Genomic DNA, 20,130 nt, shown 5'->3' with positions numbered 1-20,130 from the left:
CCTTACCAGTTCCACAAGGTGCCGTCTTCCAGACGGGCCACAGGCAGATAGGCGGGTTCATAGGGGTATTTCGCGGCCAGTTTTTCGTCGAACTCAATACCCAGTCCTGGTTTATCGCCCGGATGCATATAACCGTTATCGAAGCGCCAGCTGTTCGGGAAGACTTCCAGCATTTGCTCGGAGTAGCCCATGTATTCCTGCACGCCGAAGTTCGGCACCCACAGGTCAAAGTGCAGCGCTGCCGCCATGCAAATCGGTGACAGATCGGACGGCCCGTGCGATCCGGTTCGTACCTGATACAGCGAGGCGAAATCTGCGATGCGGCGCATACCGGTAATGCCACCTGCGTGGGTGATGGTGGTGCGGATATAATCGATAAGCTGCTCTTCGATCAGCTGTTTGCAGTCCCAGATACTGTTGAACACTTCGCCCACGGCAATCGGCGTTACGGTGTGCTGACGGATCAGGCGGAAGCTTTCCTGATTTTCAGCCGGTGTTGGGTCTTCCATCCAGAACAGGCGATAGTCTTCGATGCTTTTGCCGAAGCGGGCCGCTTCGATAGGGGTCAGGCGGTGGTGCATGTCGTGCAGCAGGTGCTCATCAAAGCCGAATTTATCGCGAATGGCCTCAAACAGTTTCGGGGTGAAATCGAGGTACTTCTCGGTTGACCACAGCTGCTCTTCCGGGCGTGCGCCTTTGGTCGCGGGTTCGTAAGCTTCACCTTTGCCTTTAGCCATTCCGTAGGTGGTTTTCATTCCCGGTACGCCGCACTGAGCGCGAATGGCTTTGAAGCCCAGCTCTTTATGCTTCGCATAGTCGTCCATCACTTCGTCAATGCTGTGCCCGGTGGTGTGACAGTAGACCATCACGCCCGTGCGCGAAGCGCCACCCAGCAGTTGATAGACCGGCATATTGGCCGCTTTGCCTTTAATGTCCCATAGCGCCTGGTCTACGGCGGAGATGGCCGACATGGTAACCGGGCCACGACGCCAGTAGGCACCCTTGTAGAAGAACTGCCAGATATCTTCGATCTGATGGGCATCGCGGCCAATCAGCTGCGGGCAAACGTGATCTTTCAGGTAAGACGCCACCGGCAGCTCGCGGCCGTTCAGCGTGGCATCACCAATACCGGTCAGTCCCTGGTCGGTGGTGATTTTTACGGTGACAAAGTTTCTGCCCGGGCAGGTGACAAACACTTCTGCGTTAACAATTTTCATTCTGAACCGCCTTGTACGTCAACAATGGTGAAAAAATACGCTTATAACGTACTACCATACAAGTTATGCGTGTGGGATTCGCGAGAGGGATCACATTTCGTCGGTGGAGCAGGAGGGGGGAAAAAGCGCCCAGGGGCGCTTTTAGTGAGTGTGGTATTAACGCACAGGCGACGATTCAGCCTGAGTGGTGGCCTGTTTTCTCTCAACAGCTTTTATCGCATCTACCGCCTCTCCGACTTCGCGCATTCTCTGACCCAGTTTATCCACTGCTTTTTGTAGAGCGATTTGCTGTTCTTGTTCATAGATAGCATCGCGGCGTTCGTATGACATATCCCCTCCTGTTGGGTTGAAAACCTGACTCAAGTGTATTTCCTGATACAAAATGCTTTTTGACGATACGCTGATATATTTTGCATAGCTTGTCATTAACAGCAAGAAAGAGATACATACCAGCATGGTACTGAATATAGTGTTCAATAAGTGCTCTTTCGACATGGCGGATAACATGTATAGACGAAATATTTCCACGCGGAGGATGAAAGCATGTTGAGTTTTTTACGCGATTATCACGAGTATCAAAAGAAACTTCATAAGCGCCATTGTGGCTCAAGGTAAAGCCTGCTTGTAAGTGGATACCTGAATCACTTTGTTGAGTAATCTGCTGAATAACCAACTCATATTCTACATCTTTTGATGTAAAATCATTAAAGTAGGTAACTCTGTTGGTGTAAAGATAGAATGGCCTGAATTCCATTTCCGTCATCTCCTTATTTATCCGCAACAAAAATAAAGACATCTGTTATTACAGGGGATAATAACGATAACGTTTAATGGTTTCCTCTAATCAGGTCTGCTTATTCATTATTCTGGAGCTGCGCCGCAAAAATTCACCCTGACGTTAATAACGACAGGGTGAGCAGAACATTGCGCAGAGAATATTACATCAGTAATTCACAGGAGGGTGGTAGGCGGCATTCCAGTGCATCCGGCATCACCTCAATGCGAAATTCTGTCCCGCTCAGGGGTTCGCCATCGAGATTAAAGGTCATCTCATTCGGCGCACGAATGGTCAGCCATGGCAGTGAGGCGGTGATCAGATTAGGATTTTCTTCGTTACTGGTTAACTTATGCACCAGCGTGGGCAACAGCTCCTGCGAGGTGGCGATACTCAACTCCAGTTTGCCATCGTTAATCAGCGCCGTTGGGCACAGACGCTGACCGCCACCCGCCTGACGACCATTCCCAATACCAATCACCAGCGCATCGCCCTGCCAGTGAAAATCCGGGCCTTCCAGCGTACAACTGTCGGCTTTCAGGGTATCCATGCGCATCAGCCCATGAATAAAGTAGGACACGCCCCCCAGGGCAGATTTCAGTTTTTCCGGGGTTTCGGTGGTAATCCGCGTTCCGAACCCGCCAGTGGCCATATTGATGAAGTAGTGATCATCATTCACCCGCGCGAGGTCAATGGCCGTGGCTTTCCCGAGAATCGCCAGACGCAGTGCGTTTTCCATCTCCAGCGGGATACCTGCGCTGGTGGCAAAGTCATTGGCGGTGCCCAGCGGCACCAGGCCCAGCACCGGACGGCGCTCAGGCGATAATCCGGCGAGCGCAGTCGCCACTTCGTTAATGGTGCCATCGCCGCCAGCGGCAATGACGGTTTCAGCCTGCAATGCTACCGCTTCGCGCACGTAGCGCTCGCCGTCACCGTGCTCCCAGGTCACCCGCACTTCCAGCGGGAATCCCTCATTGCGCAGTGTCGCTATGGCCTCACGCAGCGCTTCATTGCCTGCGCTTTTACCATTTAAGATTGCCAGCGTAAGTGAATGTTTTTCCATTTTTAATCCCTGAAGGCATTTGCGGTTTGCATCAACATATAGCATACCCTGCCACAGAGGGTTACCTCAGGTCGAAAAAGCGCGGAGTTTTCTGAAAAAAACGCGGGGGCTGAAAAAAGAAATGGCCCGCACGGGGGAGCCGTGTGGGCCGAATAAGGTGGTTCTGGACACCAGGGTCCAGATAACATGCTATTTGGATTTGTTCGTTAGGAGCGGGAGCATCATAACGATGATTGCCATGCGGTAATGTGATCGCATTCTAAGATCAGTAACATCATGTAACTTCTTTCGCAGTTTCCACCGCATGAGGATTGCGGGTGGTGGTGCCTGCGAGATTACGCATCAGCAGGGCATACTGAAGATCCATTTCCTCCGGCAGCGGCAGCCACACCAGATGGCCGTTGCCCGGTGCCACATCAATCGGCTGTGCTTTGCCATTTTCCATCTGCGTCAGGGTGAAGTTGATATTTCCCGCCGGGGACATCAGTTCCAGACTGTCGCCCACGCTAAATTTGTTCTTCACATCCACTTGCGCCAGGGCGCCACGGCGCTCACCTGTAAATTCACCGACAAACTGCTGACGGTCTGAGACCGAGTAGCCAGCATCATAGCTCTGATAGCTGTCATGCGTATGGCGGCGCAGGAAGCCTTCGGTATAACCGCGATGTGCCAGCCCTTCCAGGGTTTCCAGCAGGGCAGGGTCAAAGGGCTTCCCGGCGGCAGCATCGTCAATAGCGCGCCGATATACCTGAGCGGTGCGTGCGCAGTAATAAAAGGATTTGGTGCGTCCTTCGATTTTCAGCGAGTGGATGCCCATCTGCGTCAGACGCTCAACGTGCGCCACGGCGCGCAGATCTTTCGAATTCATAATGTAAGTGCCGTGTTCATCTTCGAAGGCGGTCATATACTCACCCGGGCGCATGGCCTCTTCGATCATAAACACTTTATCCGTTGGCTGCCCGGCGCCCAGCGTGGGCTCGACATTCTGTACGGCAATCGGCGCCTGGCGATGCACGATATTGCCAATCGCATCCTCTTTGCCTTCCTGGACGTTATATTCCCAACGGCAGGCATTGGTGCAGGTGCCCTGATTCGGGTCGCGTTTGTTGATGTAGCCGGAAAGCAGGCAGCGGCCGGAGTAGGCCATGCAGAGTGCGCCGTGGACGAAAATTTCCAGCTCCATCTCTGGCACCTGCTGACGAATCTCACCGATCTCTTCCAGAGACAGCTCGCGTGACAGAATCACCCTTGTCAGCCCCATCTGTTGCCAGAATTTCACCGTCGCCCAGTTGACGGCGTTCGCCTGCACTGACAGATGAATATCCATCTGTGGAAACGCTTCGCGCACCAGCATGATCAGCCCGGGATCGGACATGATCAACGCATCTGGCTGCATATCAATCACCGGTTTCAGGTCACGAATAAAGGTTTTCAGCTTGGCGTTATGCGGGGCAATATTCACCACCACGTAGAATTTTTTGCCAAGCGCATGGGCTTCATTAATGCCCGTGGCCAGATTCTCATGGTTGAATTCGTTATTGCGCACGCGCAGGCTGTAACGAGGCTGACCGGCATACACGGCATCTGCGCCATACGCAAAAGCGTAACGCATATTTTTCAGTGTCCCGGCCGGAGAAAGCAGTTCCGGTTTTTTCATAATGTCTCAGTCTGATGTCAGGTCAGATATTGCGATGATGATATTTAGGTGCGGCGCGGGTCAGGCATGCCTGGCCCCTGGGGAGGAGCGAGACGGTCAAACCCGGAGATCAACGCAGGGGCGAGGCATGCCTCGCCCGGTATGTTGTCTGGCGGGGATTGTAAGGCGGTGATTGTTTGGGGAAATTGATCTACATCAAACGACAGATATCTGCTTCCCAGCGATATCCCATACCATAGACTGCACGGATAAATGGCTGGTCGGCATCCAGCAATTCCAGTTTGCGGCGCAGGTTCTTAATATGGCTGTCGATAGTACGGTCAGTGACCACGCGATAGTCGTCATAGAGATGATTCAGCAACTGCTCGCGTGAGAACACTTTGCCCGGCTCCTGAGCCAGGGTTTTCAACAGACGGAACTCCGCGGGCGTCAGATCGAGGGGTTTATCGTCCCAGCTTGCCTGGAAACGGTTTTCATCCACCTTCAGCAGCGACACCTGACGGGCTTCTTCCGGGGTGCGCTGACAGCGTTTAAGAATGGTTTTGACACGCGCCACCACTTCACGCGGGCTGAAAGGCTTACAGATGTAGTCATCGGCGCCAATTTCCAGACCGAGCAGGCGGTCAATCTCTTCAATCTTTGCCGTCACCATCACCACGGGCAGGTCGGAGAAACCGCGCAGTTCGCGGCACACCGATAAACCGTCCAGCCCCGGCAGCATCAGATCCAGCAGTACCAGGTCCGGTGAATGCTGTTTTACCCATCCCAGCACTTCATCACCGCGCAGCAGATGATGGGTACGAAAGTTAGCGGCCTGCAGGTAATCGATCATCAGTTGGCCGAGTTTGGGTTCGTCTTCAACGATTAAAATCAGCGGAGCGGGCGTGTCGAGCGTCATAGTATGGTCGCCATGGTCAGTGAGTCTTATACGGCAAGTGTACCGTAATTCGCACGCCACCGGCATCGGAGTGCTCCGCAACAATGGTGCCGTCATGCGCTTCGACAATATTATGGCAGATAGCCAGCCCCAATCCTGAGCCCCCGCTGGCCCGGTTACGTGAACCTTCAGCACGGAAGAAACGCTCAAAAATCTGCGTCCGCTGTTCATCGCTGATACCGGGGGCGCTGTCATCGAAGTGCAGCACATTGGCATTGGCACGTTGTTGCAGCGTGATATGAAGACTGCCGCCGGGATCGGTATAGCGCAGGCTGTTTTCCATCAGGTTGGTGAACAGTTGCATCAGACGATCCGGGTCGCCAAACTGAGGTGCCTGGTCGGGTAACGTCAGCGTCAGATTCAGCGGATGCTGTTCAAAACGATGGCGGAAATTGCCGGAGACCAGTTCGAGCAGCGGGACGAGATCGGTCTGGCTTTTACGATAGGCCAGAGCCCCTTCATCTGACAGTGATAACTGATGAACATCGTCCACCAGCTTGGTCAGCGTGGCGACCTCGCCCTGTAAGGACACAATCGATTCCGGGGTCAGTTTCCGCACCCCGTCCTGAATCGCTTCCAGTTCACCGCGCAGGATCGCCAGCGGCGTGCGCAGCTCGTGGGAGATATCGGCCATAAACGCACGGCGCATTTTTTCGTTTTTCTCCAGCGTGTTGGCGAGGCGGTTAAAGTCCTGCGCCAGCCTGCCCAGCTCATCGCGGCTGGAGGCCTGCACCCGGCTGGTAAAATTCCCTGTCGCGAGGTGATGGGTGCCTTCCACCAGACGTTTTACCGGCGCCAGCAGCCCCCGTGACAGCAGCCAGGTAACGGCTGCGGCCAGCAGCATCGTCAGGCCGACGATCATCCAACTGGTACGATTCTGCTGCCGATCGAAATTAATGTCGGCGCTGCGCGTCAGGCGTTCAGAGGGGGAGCCAATCACCCAGCCGACCACTTTACCATTGCTGGTGGTAATACTGCGGCGGGAGCCTTCCTGCGGTACCGGTGCGCGTGGGCCAATCATCACATGATACTGCTGGTCGATAATCCAGAACTGTGTACGCCAGCCGTGAGGCGGAAGCTGATTGTTGGCATCCGGGTTCTGCTCCAGCGAGCGCAGAATATTGAACACCAGCTTGTTGTTATTACGCAGGAAATCCCAGTTGCCATGCTGCTCATACTGGTCTGCCAGCGCATCGCTGAGCAGCGTGAGCCGCTGCTCATTGCCACGTTTGATATAGTCGATAAAACCGTGTTCGAAGCTCAGACGAACGCCCCAGTGCATGGTGATCAACACCAGCATGCAGGTGGAGAAGATTGCCGCGAAAAGCTTGGCAGTGATGCCGATACGTAATTTTGCCAGCATTAAGGCTTTCTCCTGCGCGCCGGAAGCGTATTAGGGGACGTCTCTTTGGGGACACGCCAGAAAACAAAGACCGGCAGGGCAATGATCAGTGCCATACACAGCCAGGTATAGATAAACGTCTCTGCGATTTGCGGGCTGCCGCTCGCGGCCTCGTGGCCGAAGGTGCCCAACAGCAGCCCGGCCACGGTCACGCCGATACTCATCGACAGCTGCATCACCATCGACAGCAGGCTGTTACCGCTGCTGGCAAGCTCGTCAGGCAGCTCTTTCAGCGTCAGTGTATTCATGGCAGAGAAGCGAATGGCGTTGACCATCCCTTGTAAAAACAGCACCACGGGCAGCAGGGCATGCCAGCCCATCAGCGCCACGGCAGGGAACAAGAGCACCACCAGCGCCAGTGCCAGTGTCGACCCCATCAACACATGGCGGTAGCCAAAGCGGTTAACGATCTGCACCACAATGCGCTTCATTCCCATATTGCCCAGCACCATCGGGATCATCATTAATCCGGCGTGCAGCGGACTGTAACCCATGCCGATTTGCAGAAAAATGGGCGTCATAAACGGCAGCATGCCACTGCCGATACGTCCGGTCAGGCTGCCAATCAGGCCAATAGAATAGATGCGATTGTCGAACAGTTTCAGGCTGAACAGTGCGCCATCGTTGTGACGGGCATGCAGCAGATAAAACAGCAGGCTGAAGACGCCGCAGAGGATCAGCAGACACAGCAGCAGGGGGGAGAGACCGGAGCCGCGCTGGCCGTCCAGCGCCAGCGTGAGCGTGGCCATACCGGCTGCCAGCAGCAGATAGCCGGTAAAATCGAAGCGTCGGGTTTGCAGGGTAAAGTTTGACATCAATGTCAGCGTGGCAATCGCCCCGATAATCCCCACCGGGATGTTGATCAGGAAAATCCAGTGCCAGCTGGCGTATTCGACCAGCACACCGCCCAACGCCGGGCCGAGCAGCGGGCCAATTTGTCCCGGCAGGGTGACGAAGGTCATTGCGGCCATATAGTCGGCACGCGGCACCAGCTTCATCACCGTTAAGCGGCCCACCGGTACCATCATTGCCCCTCCGATGCCCTGTAACACGCGTGAGAGAATCAGCTGGTCCAGCGTGGTGGAGAGCGCACAGCAGAGCGAGCCCGCACTGAACAGCACAATGGCGCTGAAGAACACATTTCGCACCCCGAAGCGGTCTGCCAGCCAGCCGCTGATCGGCAGCATCACCGCCACCGTCAGCACGTAGGAGACAATCACCGAATGCATATTCAGCGGGCTTTGATGCAGGCTGGCCGCCATCGAGGGCAGCGCCGTATTGACGATGGTGGTATCCAGCGTCTGCATAAAGAAGCCGAAGGCCACTATCCACAATTGCCAGCGTACGGAGGCAGGAGGTGCGTTCATGGCATCAGCTTTCCCCGGTGACGGCATCAAAGCGCGGTTTACGCCGCAGTTTGTCCATATACAGATAGACCACCGGCGTTGTGTACAACGTCAGTAGCTGGCTCATCACCAGCCCGCCGACGATGGTGATCCCCAGCGGCTGGCGCAGCTCGGCACCGTCACCGCTGGTCAGCACCAGCGGCAGCGCACCAAACAGCGCGGCCAGGGTGGTCATCATAATCGGGCGGAAGCGCAGCAGGCTGGCCTGGAATATTGCGTCACGCGCCGTCATTCCGCCGTTGCGCTGGGCGTCCAGCGCGAAGTCGACCATCATAATGGCGTTTTTCTTCACGATGCCGATCAGCAACAGGATGCCGATCAGCGCGATCAGGCTGAACGGAGCACTAAACAGCTCCAGTGCCAGCAGGGCGCCGACCCCCGCTGACGGCAGAGTGGAGAGGATAGTCAGGGGATGAACGTAGCTCTCATACAGGATCCCCAGCACGATATACACGGTGGCAATCGCCGCCACAATCAGCCACAGCTGGCTGCTTTGGGTTTGCTCAAACACCGCCGCCGTGCCGGAAAAACTGCCGCGCACGCTGGATGGCACGCCCAGCGAGGTGACGCTGCGGTCAATGGCCTCTGAGGCCTGCGACAGCGATACTCCTTCGGGCAGGTTAAACGAGACAGTGGAGGCGGCAGACAATCCCTGATGATTCACCGACAGCGGTGAGTTCGCCGGCTGCCATTTTGCAAACCAGGAGAGCGGGATGGATTTCCCCTCGCTGTTAATCACATACATCTGGTTAAGGGCGCTGATATCCTGGGTGTAGCGCGGATCGACCTCCATCACCACTTTGTACTGATTCAGCGGTTGATAAATGGTGGAGATCTGCCGCTGACCAAAGGCGTTATTGAGCAGGTTATTGACATCGGCGACATCAATGCCGAGCCGGGCCATGCTGGCGCGATCGTAAGTCAGTGCCATCTCAGCGCCTTTGTCTTCCTGATCGGAGTTCACATCGGCCAGCTCGGGCAGGGCAGCAAAGGCGCGGCGGATTTTAGGCTCCCACTCACGTAAATCATCCAGGCTGTCTGAGAGCAGCGTGTACTGATATCCGGCGTTGGACTCGCGCCCGCCGACGCGAATATCCTGCACCGCCATCAGAAACAGGTTGGCGCCCGGTTCTTTTGCCAGCTTGCCGCGCAGTCGGGCGATCACCTGTTGGGCGTTTTCGCTGCGCTCACTGAGCGGCTTTAGTGAGATAAACATCGAGCCGCTATTGGTGCGAGAACCTCCGGTAAAGCCCACCACACTTTCGACGGCCGGATCGGCGTGGACGATACGCATAAAGTCTTCCAGCTTGCCGCGCATCGACTGGAACGAGATGCTCTGGTCGGCCTGAATAAAGCCCATCAGCCGCCCGGTGTCCTGCTCCGGCATAAAGGTTTTCGGGATGGAAACGTACAGATAGAGGGTCAGCCCGATGGTGGCGAGAAATACCAGCAGCGTCCAGCGCGCATGGTCCATCACCCGGTGCAGGGTGCGGCCATAGCCCTGTTGTACCGCCAGCAGCACGCGGCCAAAACCGCGAATGCGCGGCTGCTCATGTTGGGGTTTATTACGTAGCAGCCACGCACACATCATCGGCGTCAGGGTAATGGATATCACCAGCGAGATGGCGATGGCCACCGAGAGTGTGACGGCAAACTCTCTGAAAAAGCGACCAATAATGCCGCCGAGCATCAGCAGCGGAATAAACACCGCCACCAGCGAGATACTCATCGACACCACGGTGAATCCGACCTCGCGTACCCCCTGCAATGATGCCTGCAGCGGCTTCATGCCAGCCTCAACATGGCGTGAGATATTCTCCAGCACCACAATGGCATCGTCGACGACAAAACCGGTCGCCACCGTCAGCGCCATTAGCGACAGGTTGTTCAGACTGAAGCCACAGAGATACATCGCGGCAAAGGTGCCGATCAGCGACACCGGTACGGCCACTGCCGGGATCAGCGTGGCGCGGCCGGAGCGCAGGAAGGCAAACACCACCAGGATCACCAGGCCGACAGAGATCGCCAGCGACTGTTCCACCTCGTGCAGTGAAGCACGAATGGTCGGAGAACGGTCCTGCGCCACTTCCAGCTGAATCGAGGCGGGAATAATCTGGCTCAGCTCAGGGATTTTTCCCCGGATCCGATCGACGGTATCAATGATATTGGCTTCCGGCGCTTTACGGATTAGCACCAGGATCGCCGGGCGGGCGTTTGACATCCCGGCGTTGCGCACATCCTCGACCGAGTCAGTCACCGTGGCAACGTCCTGCAAACGTACCGCCGCCCCATTGTTGTAATGCACCACTAACGGCTGGTATTCGGCGGCGGTTTGCAATTCATCGTTGGTTTTCAGCCACCAGCGTTGGTGATGATCTTCAACGGCACCCTGAGGTTTACGCACGTTGGCGCTGGCAATGGCCGTGCGTACCGCGTCGAGCGACACGCCCTGATGGAACAGAGCTTGTGGATTGAGTGCAACACGCACCGCAGGCAGTGAACTGCCGCCGATGGTGACATCTCCCACCCCGTCGATTTGCGACAGCTTTTGCGCCAGCTGTGTCGAGGCGTAGTCATATAACTGACCCGGAGACCAACTGTCTGAGGTGAGCGTCATGATCATAATCGGCGCGTCAGACGGGTTCGCTTTGCGGTAGGTCGGTCGGCTGGGCATCCCGGTCGGCAGCAGGCTCTGCGCGGCGTTGATTGCCCCCTGTACATCGCGCGCCGCGCCGTTGATATCGCGTTCGAAATCAAATACCAGGATAATCCGCGTGCTGCCAAGCGAACTGGTGGAGGTCATTTCAGTGATGCCGGCCACCCGGCCCAGCGCGCGTTCCAGCGGCGTGGCAACGGAGGACGCCATGGTTTCCGGCGAGGCGCCAGGCAGCGATGCGCTGACCATGATCACCGGGAAATCCACCTGTGGCAGCGGGGAGACCGGTAGCAGACGGAAACCGAGGATCCCGGCCAGCAGGATCGCCACGGTCAGCAGGCTGGTGGCGATCGGACGATGAATAAACAGGGCGAAAAATTTCACTCTGCCTCCCGGCGTGCCAGGCGGCGGGTCGCGCGCGACAGACGATCAAACAGCAGGTAGATCACCGGCGTGGTAAACAGCGTCAGTACCTGGCTGACAATCAGCCCACCGACCATCGCGGTTCCCAACGGACGACGCAGTTCCGCACCGACACCAGTACTCAGCATCAGCGGCAGCGCACCAAACAGGGCGGCCAGGGTGGTCATCAGGATCGGACGGAAACGCAGCAGACAGGCCTGGTAAATGGCCTCATACGGCGTCATACCCTGTTCACGTTCTGCCGCCAGTGCGAAATCGATCATCATGATGGCGTTCTTCTTGACGATGCCAATCAGCAAAATAATGCCAATGATGGCAATCACATCCAGCTCGCTACCGCTCAGCAACAGTGCCAGCAGCGCACCGACTCCCGCCGTTGGCAGGGTGGAAAGAATGGTTACCGGGTGGATCAGGCTCTCATACAGCACGCCAAGCACGATATACATTGCGACAACCGCCGCCACAATCAGCCATACGGTACTGGAGAGCGCGGCCTGGAAGGCGAGGGTGCTGCCCTGAAACTGCGTCATGATTTCTGACGGCATCGAGAGATCTTTTTCCGCCTGGGTAATGGCATTCACCGCCTGCTCCAGCGAATAGCCATCGCTGACGTTAAACGAGAAGGTGGTGGACGGGAACTGGTCGAGGTGATTGATGCTCAACGCACCATGACGCTGCTCTACGCTGGCAATCGCGCTGAGTGGCACGCTGCCGCCATCGGTACTGTTCAGGCGAATGGATTGCAGCGCTGCCAGGCCTGGCGTGGCCGCCGTGTCATGCTCCAGCACCACGCGGTACTGATTAGCCTGGGTATAAATGGTCGATATCAGTCGCTGACCAAAGGCGTTATACAGCGCGTTATCCACATCGGCCAGGGAGATCCCCAGGCGACTGGCGCTGTCACGGTCAACGCGGATATACGCTTCCAGCCCCTGGTCCTGCCAGTCACTGCTCACCTCTTTGAGTTCAGGCAGTGTGGCCAGCCTGGCCTGTAACTTCGGTACCCAAAGGCTCAGTGAGTCCAGCGATCCGGCCTGCAGGGTAAACTGATACTGCGTGCGGCTGGCCTGGGTATCAATGGTCAGGTCTTGCACCGGTTGCAGCCAGAGGTTAATGCCAGGGATTTTCGCGATCTGCTGTTGCAGACGGGCCATCACCACCGGGATACGATCGTCACGTTCATCCAGCGGTTTCAGGTTGATTTGCAACCTGCCGCTGTTGAGTGCGGCGTTGGTGCCGTCCACCCCCACGAAGGACGTCAGGCTTTGTACCGCCGGGTCCTTCATGATCACCGAAGCCACTTCCTGCTGGCGCTGCGCCATATTGCTGTAGGAGACCGACTGCGGAGCCTGAAGGGTTCCCTGAATAATGCCGTTATCCTGCAGCGGGAAGAAGCCTTTGGGGATCACCATCCACAGCAGCACGGTCAGCGCCATGGTGCCGAAGGCGACACCGAGTGTCAGCCACTGATGTTTCAGTACCTTCTGCAACAGGCGGCCATAGCGGGCAATAATCCGTTCGAACAGGGCTTCACTGGCACGCGAAAAACGGTTCTGTTTGCGCAAAGACTCAACGCTTAACATGCGTGCGCACATCATCGGCGTCAGCGTGAGCGACACAATGGCCGAGATGAGGATCGCTACCGCCAGGGTAATGGCAAATTCGCGGAACAGGCGGCCAACGATATCCCCCATAAACAGCAGCGGGATCAGCACCGCAATCAGCGAGAAGGTCAGGGAAATAATGGTAAAGCCAATTTCACCTGCCCCTTTCAGCGCAGCCGTCAGCGGTTTTTCGCCTTTCTCGATATAGCGTGAAATGTTTTCGATCACCACGATGGCATCATCGACCACGAAGCCGGTGGCGATCGTCAGCGCCATCAGCGTCAGGTTGTTGACCGAAAAACCGAAGAAATACATCACCGCAAAGGTGCCCACCAGAGAGAGTGGCACCGCCACGGCGGGAATAATGGTCGCCGCGACGTTGCGCAGGAACAGATAAATAATCATCACCACCAGCGCCAGAGCCAGCAGCAGTTCAAACTGCACGTCGTGGACCGAGGCACGGATATTGGTGGTTCGGTCGGTCAGCAGCTTCACGTCTACGGACTTGGGCAGTGAGGCGGTGAGGGCGGGCAGCATTTGACGAATATTGTCGGCGGTGGCGATGATATTGGCCCCCGGCTGACGCTGGATATTCAGCACAATGGCGGGCTGGCGGTTAGCCCATGCCCCGAGCCAGCTATTTTCGGCTCCTTGCTCTACGGTGGCCACATCCCCGAGCCGCACCGGCGCCCCATTCTGGAAACTGACAATCAGCTGGCGATAGCCTTCGGCGGTTTTGATCTGGTCGTTGGCCGAGAGCGTAATCGAGCGTTCCGGGCCATCCAGGCTGCCTTTCGCTGAGTTGACGTTGGCATTGCTGATGGCGGTACGCACCGTCTCACTGGTGATATTCATCGCCGCCAGCGCCTGGGCGTTCAGTTTCACCCGGACGGCCGGACGCTGACCGCCGGCGATCGTCACCAGCCCCACACCGGAAACCTGCGATATCTTCTGTGCCACACGGGTTTCCACCATGTCGGCAACCTGGGTCATTGGCAGGCTGGTGGTGGTGACGGCAAGGGTCATGATCGGAGGATCGGCCGGATTGACCTTGCTGTAAACCGGCGGGTTAGGCAGGTCGGAGGGCAGCAGGTTGGTGGCGGCGTTGACCGCGGCCTGCACTTCCTGCTCGGCCACATCCAGCGGCAGCGTCAGTTGGAACTGAAGGGTGACAACCGAAGCCCCGCCGGAACTTTGTGACGCCATCTGTTTCAGACCGGACATCTGGCCAAACTGGCGTTCCAGCGGTGCGGTAATGGCTGAGGTCACCACGTCCGGGCTGGCACCGGGATACAGCGTGACCACCTGAATTGTCGGATAGTCGACCTCTGGCAGCGCCGAAACCGGCAGGGCGCGATAGCCGATAATCCCCGCCAGCAAAATAGCGATCATCAGCAGCGTGGTGGCGACCGGGCGCAGAATAAACTGGCGGGATGGACCACCGCCTGGCGTTGGGGGCATAACCTGCATCAGTCGCTGGCTCCCTTCGCCGGTTGGGCGGTTTTACCGGATGTCAGCGGTGTGGCCTGCGGGGCGACCACTTCCACCGTTGCCCCGTCTGTCAGACGATCGATACCGTCTGTCACCACTTTTTCACCGGCTTCCAGCCCGGCCTTGATCACCACTTTTTCGCTGTCCTGGAATTCAATGGTGACGATTTTCTTACTCACTTTGTTGTCGCTGTTGACCACCCAGACAAAGCTGCCCTCATTACCCATTTGTAATGCGGCTGCCGGGATGACAATCGCATCCTGCAAGGTGCTGACCTTCAGACGGGCGTTAACAAACTGATTGGGGAACAGGCGGTCGTCCTGATTCTCGAAACGCGCTTTCAGCTTGACGGTGCCGGTAGTGGTATCGATCTGGTTATCCAGGCTCAGCAGCGCCCCGGTGGTCAGCAGCGTTTTATTGCTGCGATCCCAGGCTTCTACCGGCACTGCACCCTGTTTTTGCGCACTGAGGATGGCGGAAATATCATTTTCCGGCAGGCTGAAAATCAGGTCGATGGGATGCGTTTGCGTGATCACCACAATGCCAGTGGTGTCGCCGCTGCTGACATAGTTGCCAATATCGACCTGCTTCAGGCCCACGCGTCCGTCGATCGGTGACGTCACGCGGCTGTAGGTGAGGTTGAGCCGGGCGCTGGCCACGCTGCCTTCATCGGCTTTGATGGTGCCCTGGGTTTCACTGACCAGCGAACGCTGGGTATCCAGCTCCTGCTGTGAGACCAGGCTGGTTTTCGCCAGCTTTTCATAGCGTGCCAGGTCGCGCTTTGCATTGGCCAGCGTGGCGTTGCTTTTTGCCAGCTGCCCTTCGGCCTGGATCAGCGCCACCTGATAGGGACGCGGGTCGATCTCCGCCAGCAGTTGCCCGGCTTTCACTTCCTGGCCTTCGTTAAAATGGAGGGCGATAAGGTCGCCGTCGACGCGGCTGCGCAGCGTAACGGTGTTTGCCGCCGTTACGGTCCCCAGCCCGGTAAGGTATTGAGGCACGCTCTGACGTATGGCGTCGGCGGCCTGCACCGGGGCCATCGCCGCACCCATTGCACCCCCGTTCCGCCCACCGCCGCGATGACCTTTGCCACGGGATTGCTCTGCGCCTTCGGCAGGCTGTGCCTGGGAAGCGCTACTGTGGCTGTACCACCAATAGCCGCCGCCTGCGATCAGCGCAACAGCGATAACCAGGGGGATGACAGGGAAACGACGCGGTGTTTTCATGTTTTTTGCTCTCAGTAAATCTGGTGAATACCCAGGCGGGACAAAAAGGTGCCCCGAATCTTAAAAGAATAGCGAACTTCAACCGCTGAAAAATGAAGGAATTAAGAATAACGGGTTAGCGATACGCTGTCGCGTGAGCATGAAATGATTTTAATCACTTCTCGCAAATTCATTACCATTATTGAACCAAGCGTGCTCCAGGTTCTTTGTTAGACTTAGGGACTGCTTTATTGACATCCAATCAGGAGAATCATGATGAGTACTTTAGAACATCGCCAGCTGGGCCGTTCCGGCATTCAGGTTCCGGTGCTGACGTTTGGCGGCAATGTGTTTGGCTGGACCATTGACGAAAAGACCTCGTTTTCTCTGCTCGACGCACTGGTGGAGAAAGGGCTGTATTTTATTGATACCGCTGATGTGTATTCTCGCTGGGCACCGGGTAACAAAGGTGGCGAATCGGAAGTCATTATCGGTAACTGGCTGAAAAAAAGCGGTAAGCGCGATAAGATCGTGCTGGCGACCAAAGTGGGGATGGATCTGGGTGACGGGAAAACCGGCCTGGCACCGAACTATATTCGTCAGGCGGTAGACGCCTCGCTGGCGCGTCTGCAAACGGATTATATCGACCTGTATCAGGCGCATCGCGACGATGCGGATACGCCATTGCAGGAGACGCTGGCGACATTTGACGCGTTGATTAAAGAAGGTAAGGTCCGTGCCATCGGTGCCTCTAATTATTCTGATGACCGCCTGAACGAGGCGCTGAAAATCAGTGCTGAAAATGGGCTGGCGCGTTATGAAACCCTGCAACCCGAGTACAATCTCTACGATCGTCAGGGTTATGAGAGCGGTCTTGAGCCGGTCGCCAAAGAGCACGGTCTGGGGGTGATTAACTACTATTCTCTGGCCAGCGGCTTCCTCAGCGGTAAATACCGCAGTAAAGCGGATGCCGCCAAAAGCGCGCGCGGTCAGGGTGTGGTCGAGAAGTATCTGAACGATCGGGGTCTGAAGATTGTGGATGCGCTGGTGCAGGTGGCAGAAGCACATCATGCTTCGCCTGCGCAGGTTGCGCTGGCGTGGCAGATTGCCCGTCCGTCGATCACCGCGCCGATTGTTAGCGCCACCTCACTGGCACAGGTTGATGAGCTGGCGAAAGCGGCGGTATTGAGGCTTAAGGACGACGATCTGCGTCTGCTGTCGGAAGTGAGTAGTTATTAATTATTGCCAACAGTGAACACGGGTCGGGCATGCCCGACCCCTACAGCACGACCGCGTAGGGGCGAGGCATGCCTCGCCCGGTTGCTTCGTTACCGGAACATCACCTGCGCCCAGCGCGCCAGGCCCGCCGTTACGGAACCGAAGTCATCTCCGCTTGCCAGCGGAATATCCGGTAATTGCTGTTGCAGTGCCGCACGCAGTACTGGCGAGCGGGCGCTGCCACCCGTCAGATAAATCACGTCAGGACGTGTGCCACTGGTGTTCAGCGCCAGCGTCACCTGCTCCTGGATACGTTCCAGCGGCTGACTGATCGCCGCCTGAAGGCCCGCCACACTGATTTCGGTTTCCAGCCCATTATCAATAAAGTGCATGGCCGTCATCACCTCATCACGATCTGACAGCGCAATTTTGCTCTCTTCCGCTGCCCGCACCAGACGATAGCTCAGACGTTGTTGCCACACTTTCAGCAGGCGCTGCACTTTTTCTGGTTCGGCCGCGTCACGGATCAGATCCTGCAACTGCTTACGCGATGCTGTGGCATAGAAGTCGCTCTGTGCAGGAACGTCGTTGATGGCAACGGCATTCCACCACGGCAGGGCCGGAAGTCCGGTACCTTTCACGGTTTCGCCACCCAGACCGAGCAGTGGCATCAGTTCTTTAAAGGCCAGCATGATATCCAGATCGTTCCCGCCGACGCGGCAGCCACTGTGGCCCAGCAGGCTGTCGCCACGATCGGCTTTATCGTGCCACTGCGGCCCCATCAGCAGCATAGAGCAGTCGGTGGTTCCCCCGCCGATATCCACGACCAGCACACGCGTTTCTTTTGTCAGCGTGGCTTCAAAGTCCAGACCCGCGGCGACTGGTTCAAACTGGAAGATCACATCCTGGAAGCCGGCACGGCTGGCCGCGCGCGCCAGGATGCCTTCAGCCTGTTGGTTGGCCTCATCGCCGCCCAGTCCCTGGAAGTTAACCGGACGGCCAATCACCGCCTGGGTGACGCTGTCATTCAGGGTGCTTTCTGCTGTTTGACGGATATGCAGCATGGTGGCGCACACCAGGTCTTCAAAGAAGGCGACCTGCTGTGGTTTTAGTCCACTGGCTCCGAGGAAAGATTTGGGTGATTTCACAAACCACACGTCTTCCGGGTCATCCATATACTGTGCCAGTGAGGCAAGGCCAAATTTGACGCTGGCAGGCAGAACCTCAATATCTTCTTCGCGGTTAAAAGCCAGCGCGCGACGTAACAGCGCCTGGTTTTCTGCCTGCGGGGTCGGTACCTGGTGATGACGGAACAGCCATTCGCTGACCGCATCACGGGTTGGCGCACACAGCATTGAGGGTAAATAAGGCGAGCTCTGCTCTAACGGCAGCAGCTTAGGTGCGCCGTTTTCCATGATGGCAATAGAGCAGTTTGCCGTACCGTAGTCGAAACCGATAAACATCGTTTCCTCCGCTGAGTGTGAAAAAAGGGGGCGACTTTAGCTTGAGAGCGTTGGCGGTGCAAGCGACAAGATGAGGCCGCACGCGGGGACTCGAATTATTTTGGGTATATTTGCCTGCTTTGTATAGAATCACGCCCTTCACATGGAATCACCGCCTTGCCGTTTGGCCGGGGGGCAGGGAGAAATAAATGGACTGGTCTGTACTGATATTATTACTGGCATTGATGCTTGCACCACTGATGCTTGCCGTTACGGCCATCTTTACCGTGGTGTTATCACAGCGAGCCCGGTCACGATGGGTATTACTGGGCGCGTTGTTGCCTCAATCCCTGATGATTGCCTTGATACTCTGGCCGGGTGGCCTGAAGGTGGTGGAGTTCTCCAGCGAAATTCTCATGTGGCTGGTCACGCTGATAACCTGGCTGACGCTATTTCTGGCACGCTGGCAGCGCCGGGGCACACCGCCCATCCCTGCGCTGGTGACCAGCTGGCTGCTGTTTATTGTCCTGGCTGCCGCCTTCTATTTTAATCCCTCCAATCAAAGCACGATGGCCTGGAAACGCCACGAACAGCAGATGCAGCATAATTTGGTACTTCTGGAGCAGGGGGCTCGTTCGCAGCTGGACAGGCTTTCGGATGAGAGTGCGCGCGAGCTGTTCTATCGGGCTGCGGCAAAAGAGTATCCTGAACAGACGCTGCGCTATTTTATCCGTCGTGGCCTCTCACCGCTGGATAAAGGTGAAAATGGCTATAGCGCGTTAAGCAATGCCATCGAAAGCCATAATACGGTGGCGCTGAAGCTGTTCCTGTCGGTGCTCACCCCGGCGCAGATTCAGTCATTATCCTTCGATTACGACCCGCTGCGCGATCTGCGCCAGGACCCGCCAGCGGGTGAGGCAGAACAGCAGCAGTTTTATGACAGCATGGCGCTGTTACTGGCGGCACGCCCGGACTGGATTCACCCGCGTGACAAGCGCGCCGCCTCTTACCTGACCCGTGCGATTTTTAACGGCAACGGTCAGAGCGCAAATTTCTTACTGAAGTATCTGCCCGCGCCGGAAGGGCTCTGGCGGCTGGCACTGCTGGCGCTCAATGAGGACACGCAAACGCTGATGGCCGCACTGCGTGAGCAGCCGACACAGCTGGAACAAACATTGTCTGATGGGGAAGGGCGTCACCTGAACCTGATGGCGTGGATGATCAAATATGCCCCGCCAGCCACCCGCACCGCGCTGCTGAACAGCAAATTAATCGTCTGGGATCATTACCAGGAACCCTCTCCCCGTGACGGGAAGGGCGCAATGACCAATACGTTGATTGATGAATCCCGTGGCAACTGGCGTTTCCGTGAAGAGTCACCCAGCGTGTTACAGCAGGTGCTGGCCAGTGCGATCGCCCAGGGGGTGACCTTATCGCCTCAACAGATGCTGGCGGTTTTTCGTTATGAAGATGGGCCCGAGACGCTGGCCGTTATGCGCAAGGCAGGATTGCCCTGTGGCCCGTTGATGTCGGCCAGCGCAGAGCTGTTAACTGATTCGGTGCAGGACAGCCTGGTCCGGCGCTGGGTCAGTGAGTCCTGCCTGCGTCAGCCTGGCGGTCAATAACACCTGCAT

Annotated in this window: 14 protein-coding genes; 2 read left to right on the top strand and 12 right to left on the bottom strand. The window is 56.8% G+C overall.

Annotated elements, in window-relative coordinates; genetic code table 11:
- Window positions 1-2: 2 nt before the first annotated feature.
- The 11 genes from manD to FY046_RS02990 form a co-directional block, all read right to left on the bottom strand.
- Window positions 3-1,217, bottom strand: coding sequence for a D-mannonate dehydratase ManD (gene manD, locus FY046_RS03040; RefSeq protein ID WP_133841507.1), 1,215 nt, complete (start codon window positions 1,215-1,217; stop codon window positions 3-5).
- Window positions 1,218-1,373: 156 nt separating this feature from the next.
- Window positions 1,374-1,547: a hypothetical protein gene (locus FY046_RS03035; RefSeq protein WP_159336322.1), complete on the bottom strand. Its 174-nt coding sequence runs from the start codon at window positions 1,545-1,547 to the stop codon at window positions 1,374-1,376.
- On the bottom strand, window positions 1,516-1,971 hold the full coding sequence (locus tag FY046_RS03030; protein WP_167863631.1) for a hypothetical protein: 456 nt from the start codon (window positions 1,969-1,971) through the stop codon (window positions 1,516-1,518). The genes FY046_RS03035 and FY046_RS03030 overlap by 32 nt, the downstream gene beginning before the upstream one ends.
- A 184-nt stretch (window positions 1,972-2,155) precedes the next feature.
- Window positions 2,156-3,055, bottom strand: coding sequence for a lipid kinase YegS (gene yegS, locus FY046_RS03025; protein ID WP_133841509.1), 900 nt, complete (start codon window positions 3,053-3,055; stop codon window positions 2,156-2,158).
- 274 nt (window positions 3,056-3,329) lie between these two features.
- Window positions 3,330-4,712, bottom strand: coding sequence for a prephenate-dependent tRNA uridine(34) hydroxylase TrhP (gene trhP / locus FY046_RS03020; protein WP_159336324.1), 1,383 nt, complete (start codon window positions 4,710-4,712; stop codon window positions 3,330-3,332).
- A 190-nt stretch (window positions 4,713-4,902) separates the two neighbouring features.
- Window positions 4,903-5,610, bottom strand: coding sequence for an envelope stress response regulator BaeR (gene baeR / locus FY046_RS03015; protein ID WP_159336325.1), 708 nt, complete (start codon window positions 5,608-5,610; stop codon window positions 4,903-4,905).
- A gap of 16 nt (window positions 5,611-5,626) precedes the next feature.
- The gene (baeS, locus tag FY046_RS03010) at window positions 5,627-7,012 is read right to left on the bottom strand and encodes an envelope stress sensor histidine kinase BaeS (protein ID WP_133841512.1); all 1,386 of its coding nucleotides are present in this window, start codon (window positions 7,010-7,012) and stop codon (window positions 5,627-5,629) included.
- Entirely contained in the window at window positions 7,012-8,418 is a 1,407-nt protein-coding gene (gene mdtD / locus FY046_RS03005) for a multidrug transporter subunit MdtD (RefSeq protein WP_133841513.1), read from the bottom strand. Before mdtD ends, baeS begins: the two co-directional genes overlap by 1 nt.
- 4 nt (window positions 8,419-8,422) lie before the next feature.
- Window positions 8,423-11,497, bottom strand: a complete 3,075-nt coding sequence (gene mdtC, locus FY046_RS03000; RefSeq protein WP_133841514.1) for a multidrug efflux RND transporter permease subunit MdtC — start codon at window positions 11,495-11,497, stop codon at window positions 8,423-8,425.
- The gene (locus FY046_RS02995; RefSeq protein WP_133841515.1) at window positions 11,494-14,610 is read right to left on the bottom strand and encodes an MdtB/MuxB family multidrug efflux RND transporter permease subunit; all 3,117 of its coding nucleotides are present in this window, start codon (window positions 14,608-14,610) and stop codon (window positions 11,494-11,496) included. The genes mdtC and FY046_RS02995 overlap by 4 nt, the downstream gene beginning before the upstream one ends.
- Entirely contained in the window at window positions 14,610-15,857 is a 1,248-nt protein-coding gene (locus tag FY046_RS02990; RefSeq protein ID WP_133841516.1) for an MdtA/MuxA family multidrug efflux RND transporter periplasmic adaptor subunit, read from the bottom strand. Before FY046_RS02990 ends, FY046_RS02995 begins: the two co-directional genes overlap by 1 nt.
- A gap of 255 nt (window positions 15,858-16,112) precedes the next feature.
- On the opposite strand from FY046_RS02990, the gene FY046_RS02985 reads away from it, so the two are divergent.
- The gene (locus FY046_RS02985; RefSeq protein ID WP_167863841.1) at window positions 16,113-17,075 is read left to right on the top strand and encodes an aldo/keto reductase; all 963 of its coding nucleotides are present in this window, start codon (window positions 16,113-16,115) and stop codon (window positions 17,073-17,075) included.
- A gap of 89 nt (window positions 17,076-17,164) precedes the next feature.
- On the opposite strand, the gene yegD is transcribed toward FY046_RS02985, so the two are convergent.
- Complete coding sequence (yegD, locus tag FY046_RS02980) at window positions 17,165-18,517, bottom strand: molecular chaperone (RefSeq protein ID WP_133841517.1); 1,353 nt, start codon at window positions 18,515-18,517, stop codon at window positions 17,165-17,167.
- 188 nt (window positions 18,518-18,705) lie between these two features.
- Here yegD and FY046_RS02975 point away from each other — a divergent pair, with 188 nt between their 5' ends.
- Window positions 18,706-20,121, top strand: coding sequence for a hypothetical protein (locus tag FY046_RS02975; RefSeq protein ID WP_159336327.1), 1,416 nt, complete (start codon window positions 18,706-18,708; stop codon window positions 20,119-20,121).
- The last annotated feature ends 9 nt before the right edge of the window (window positions 20,122-20,130 follow it).

It is taken from the genome of Erwinia sp. 1181_3 (genome assembly GCF_052824965.1).
Note: the sequence above shows the minus strand (reverse complement) of the source record. Positions and strands in the feature narration are given on the sequence as shown.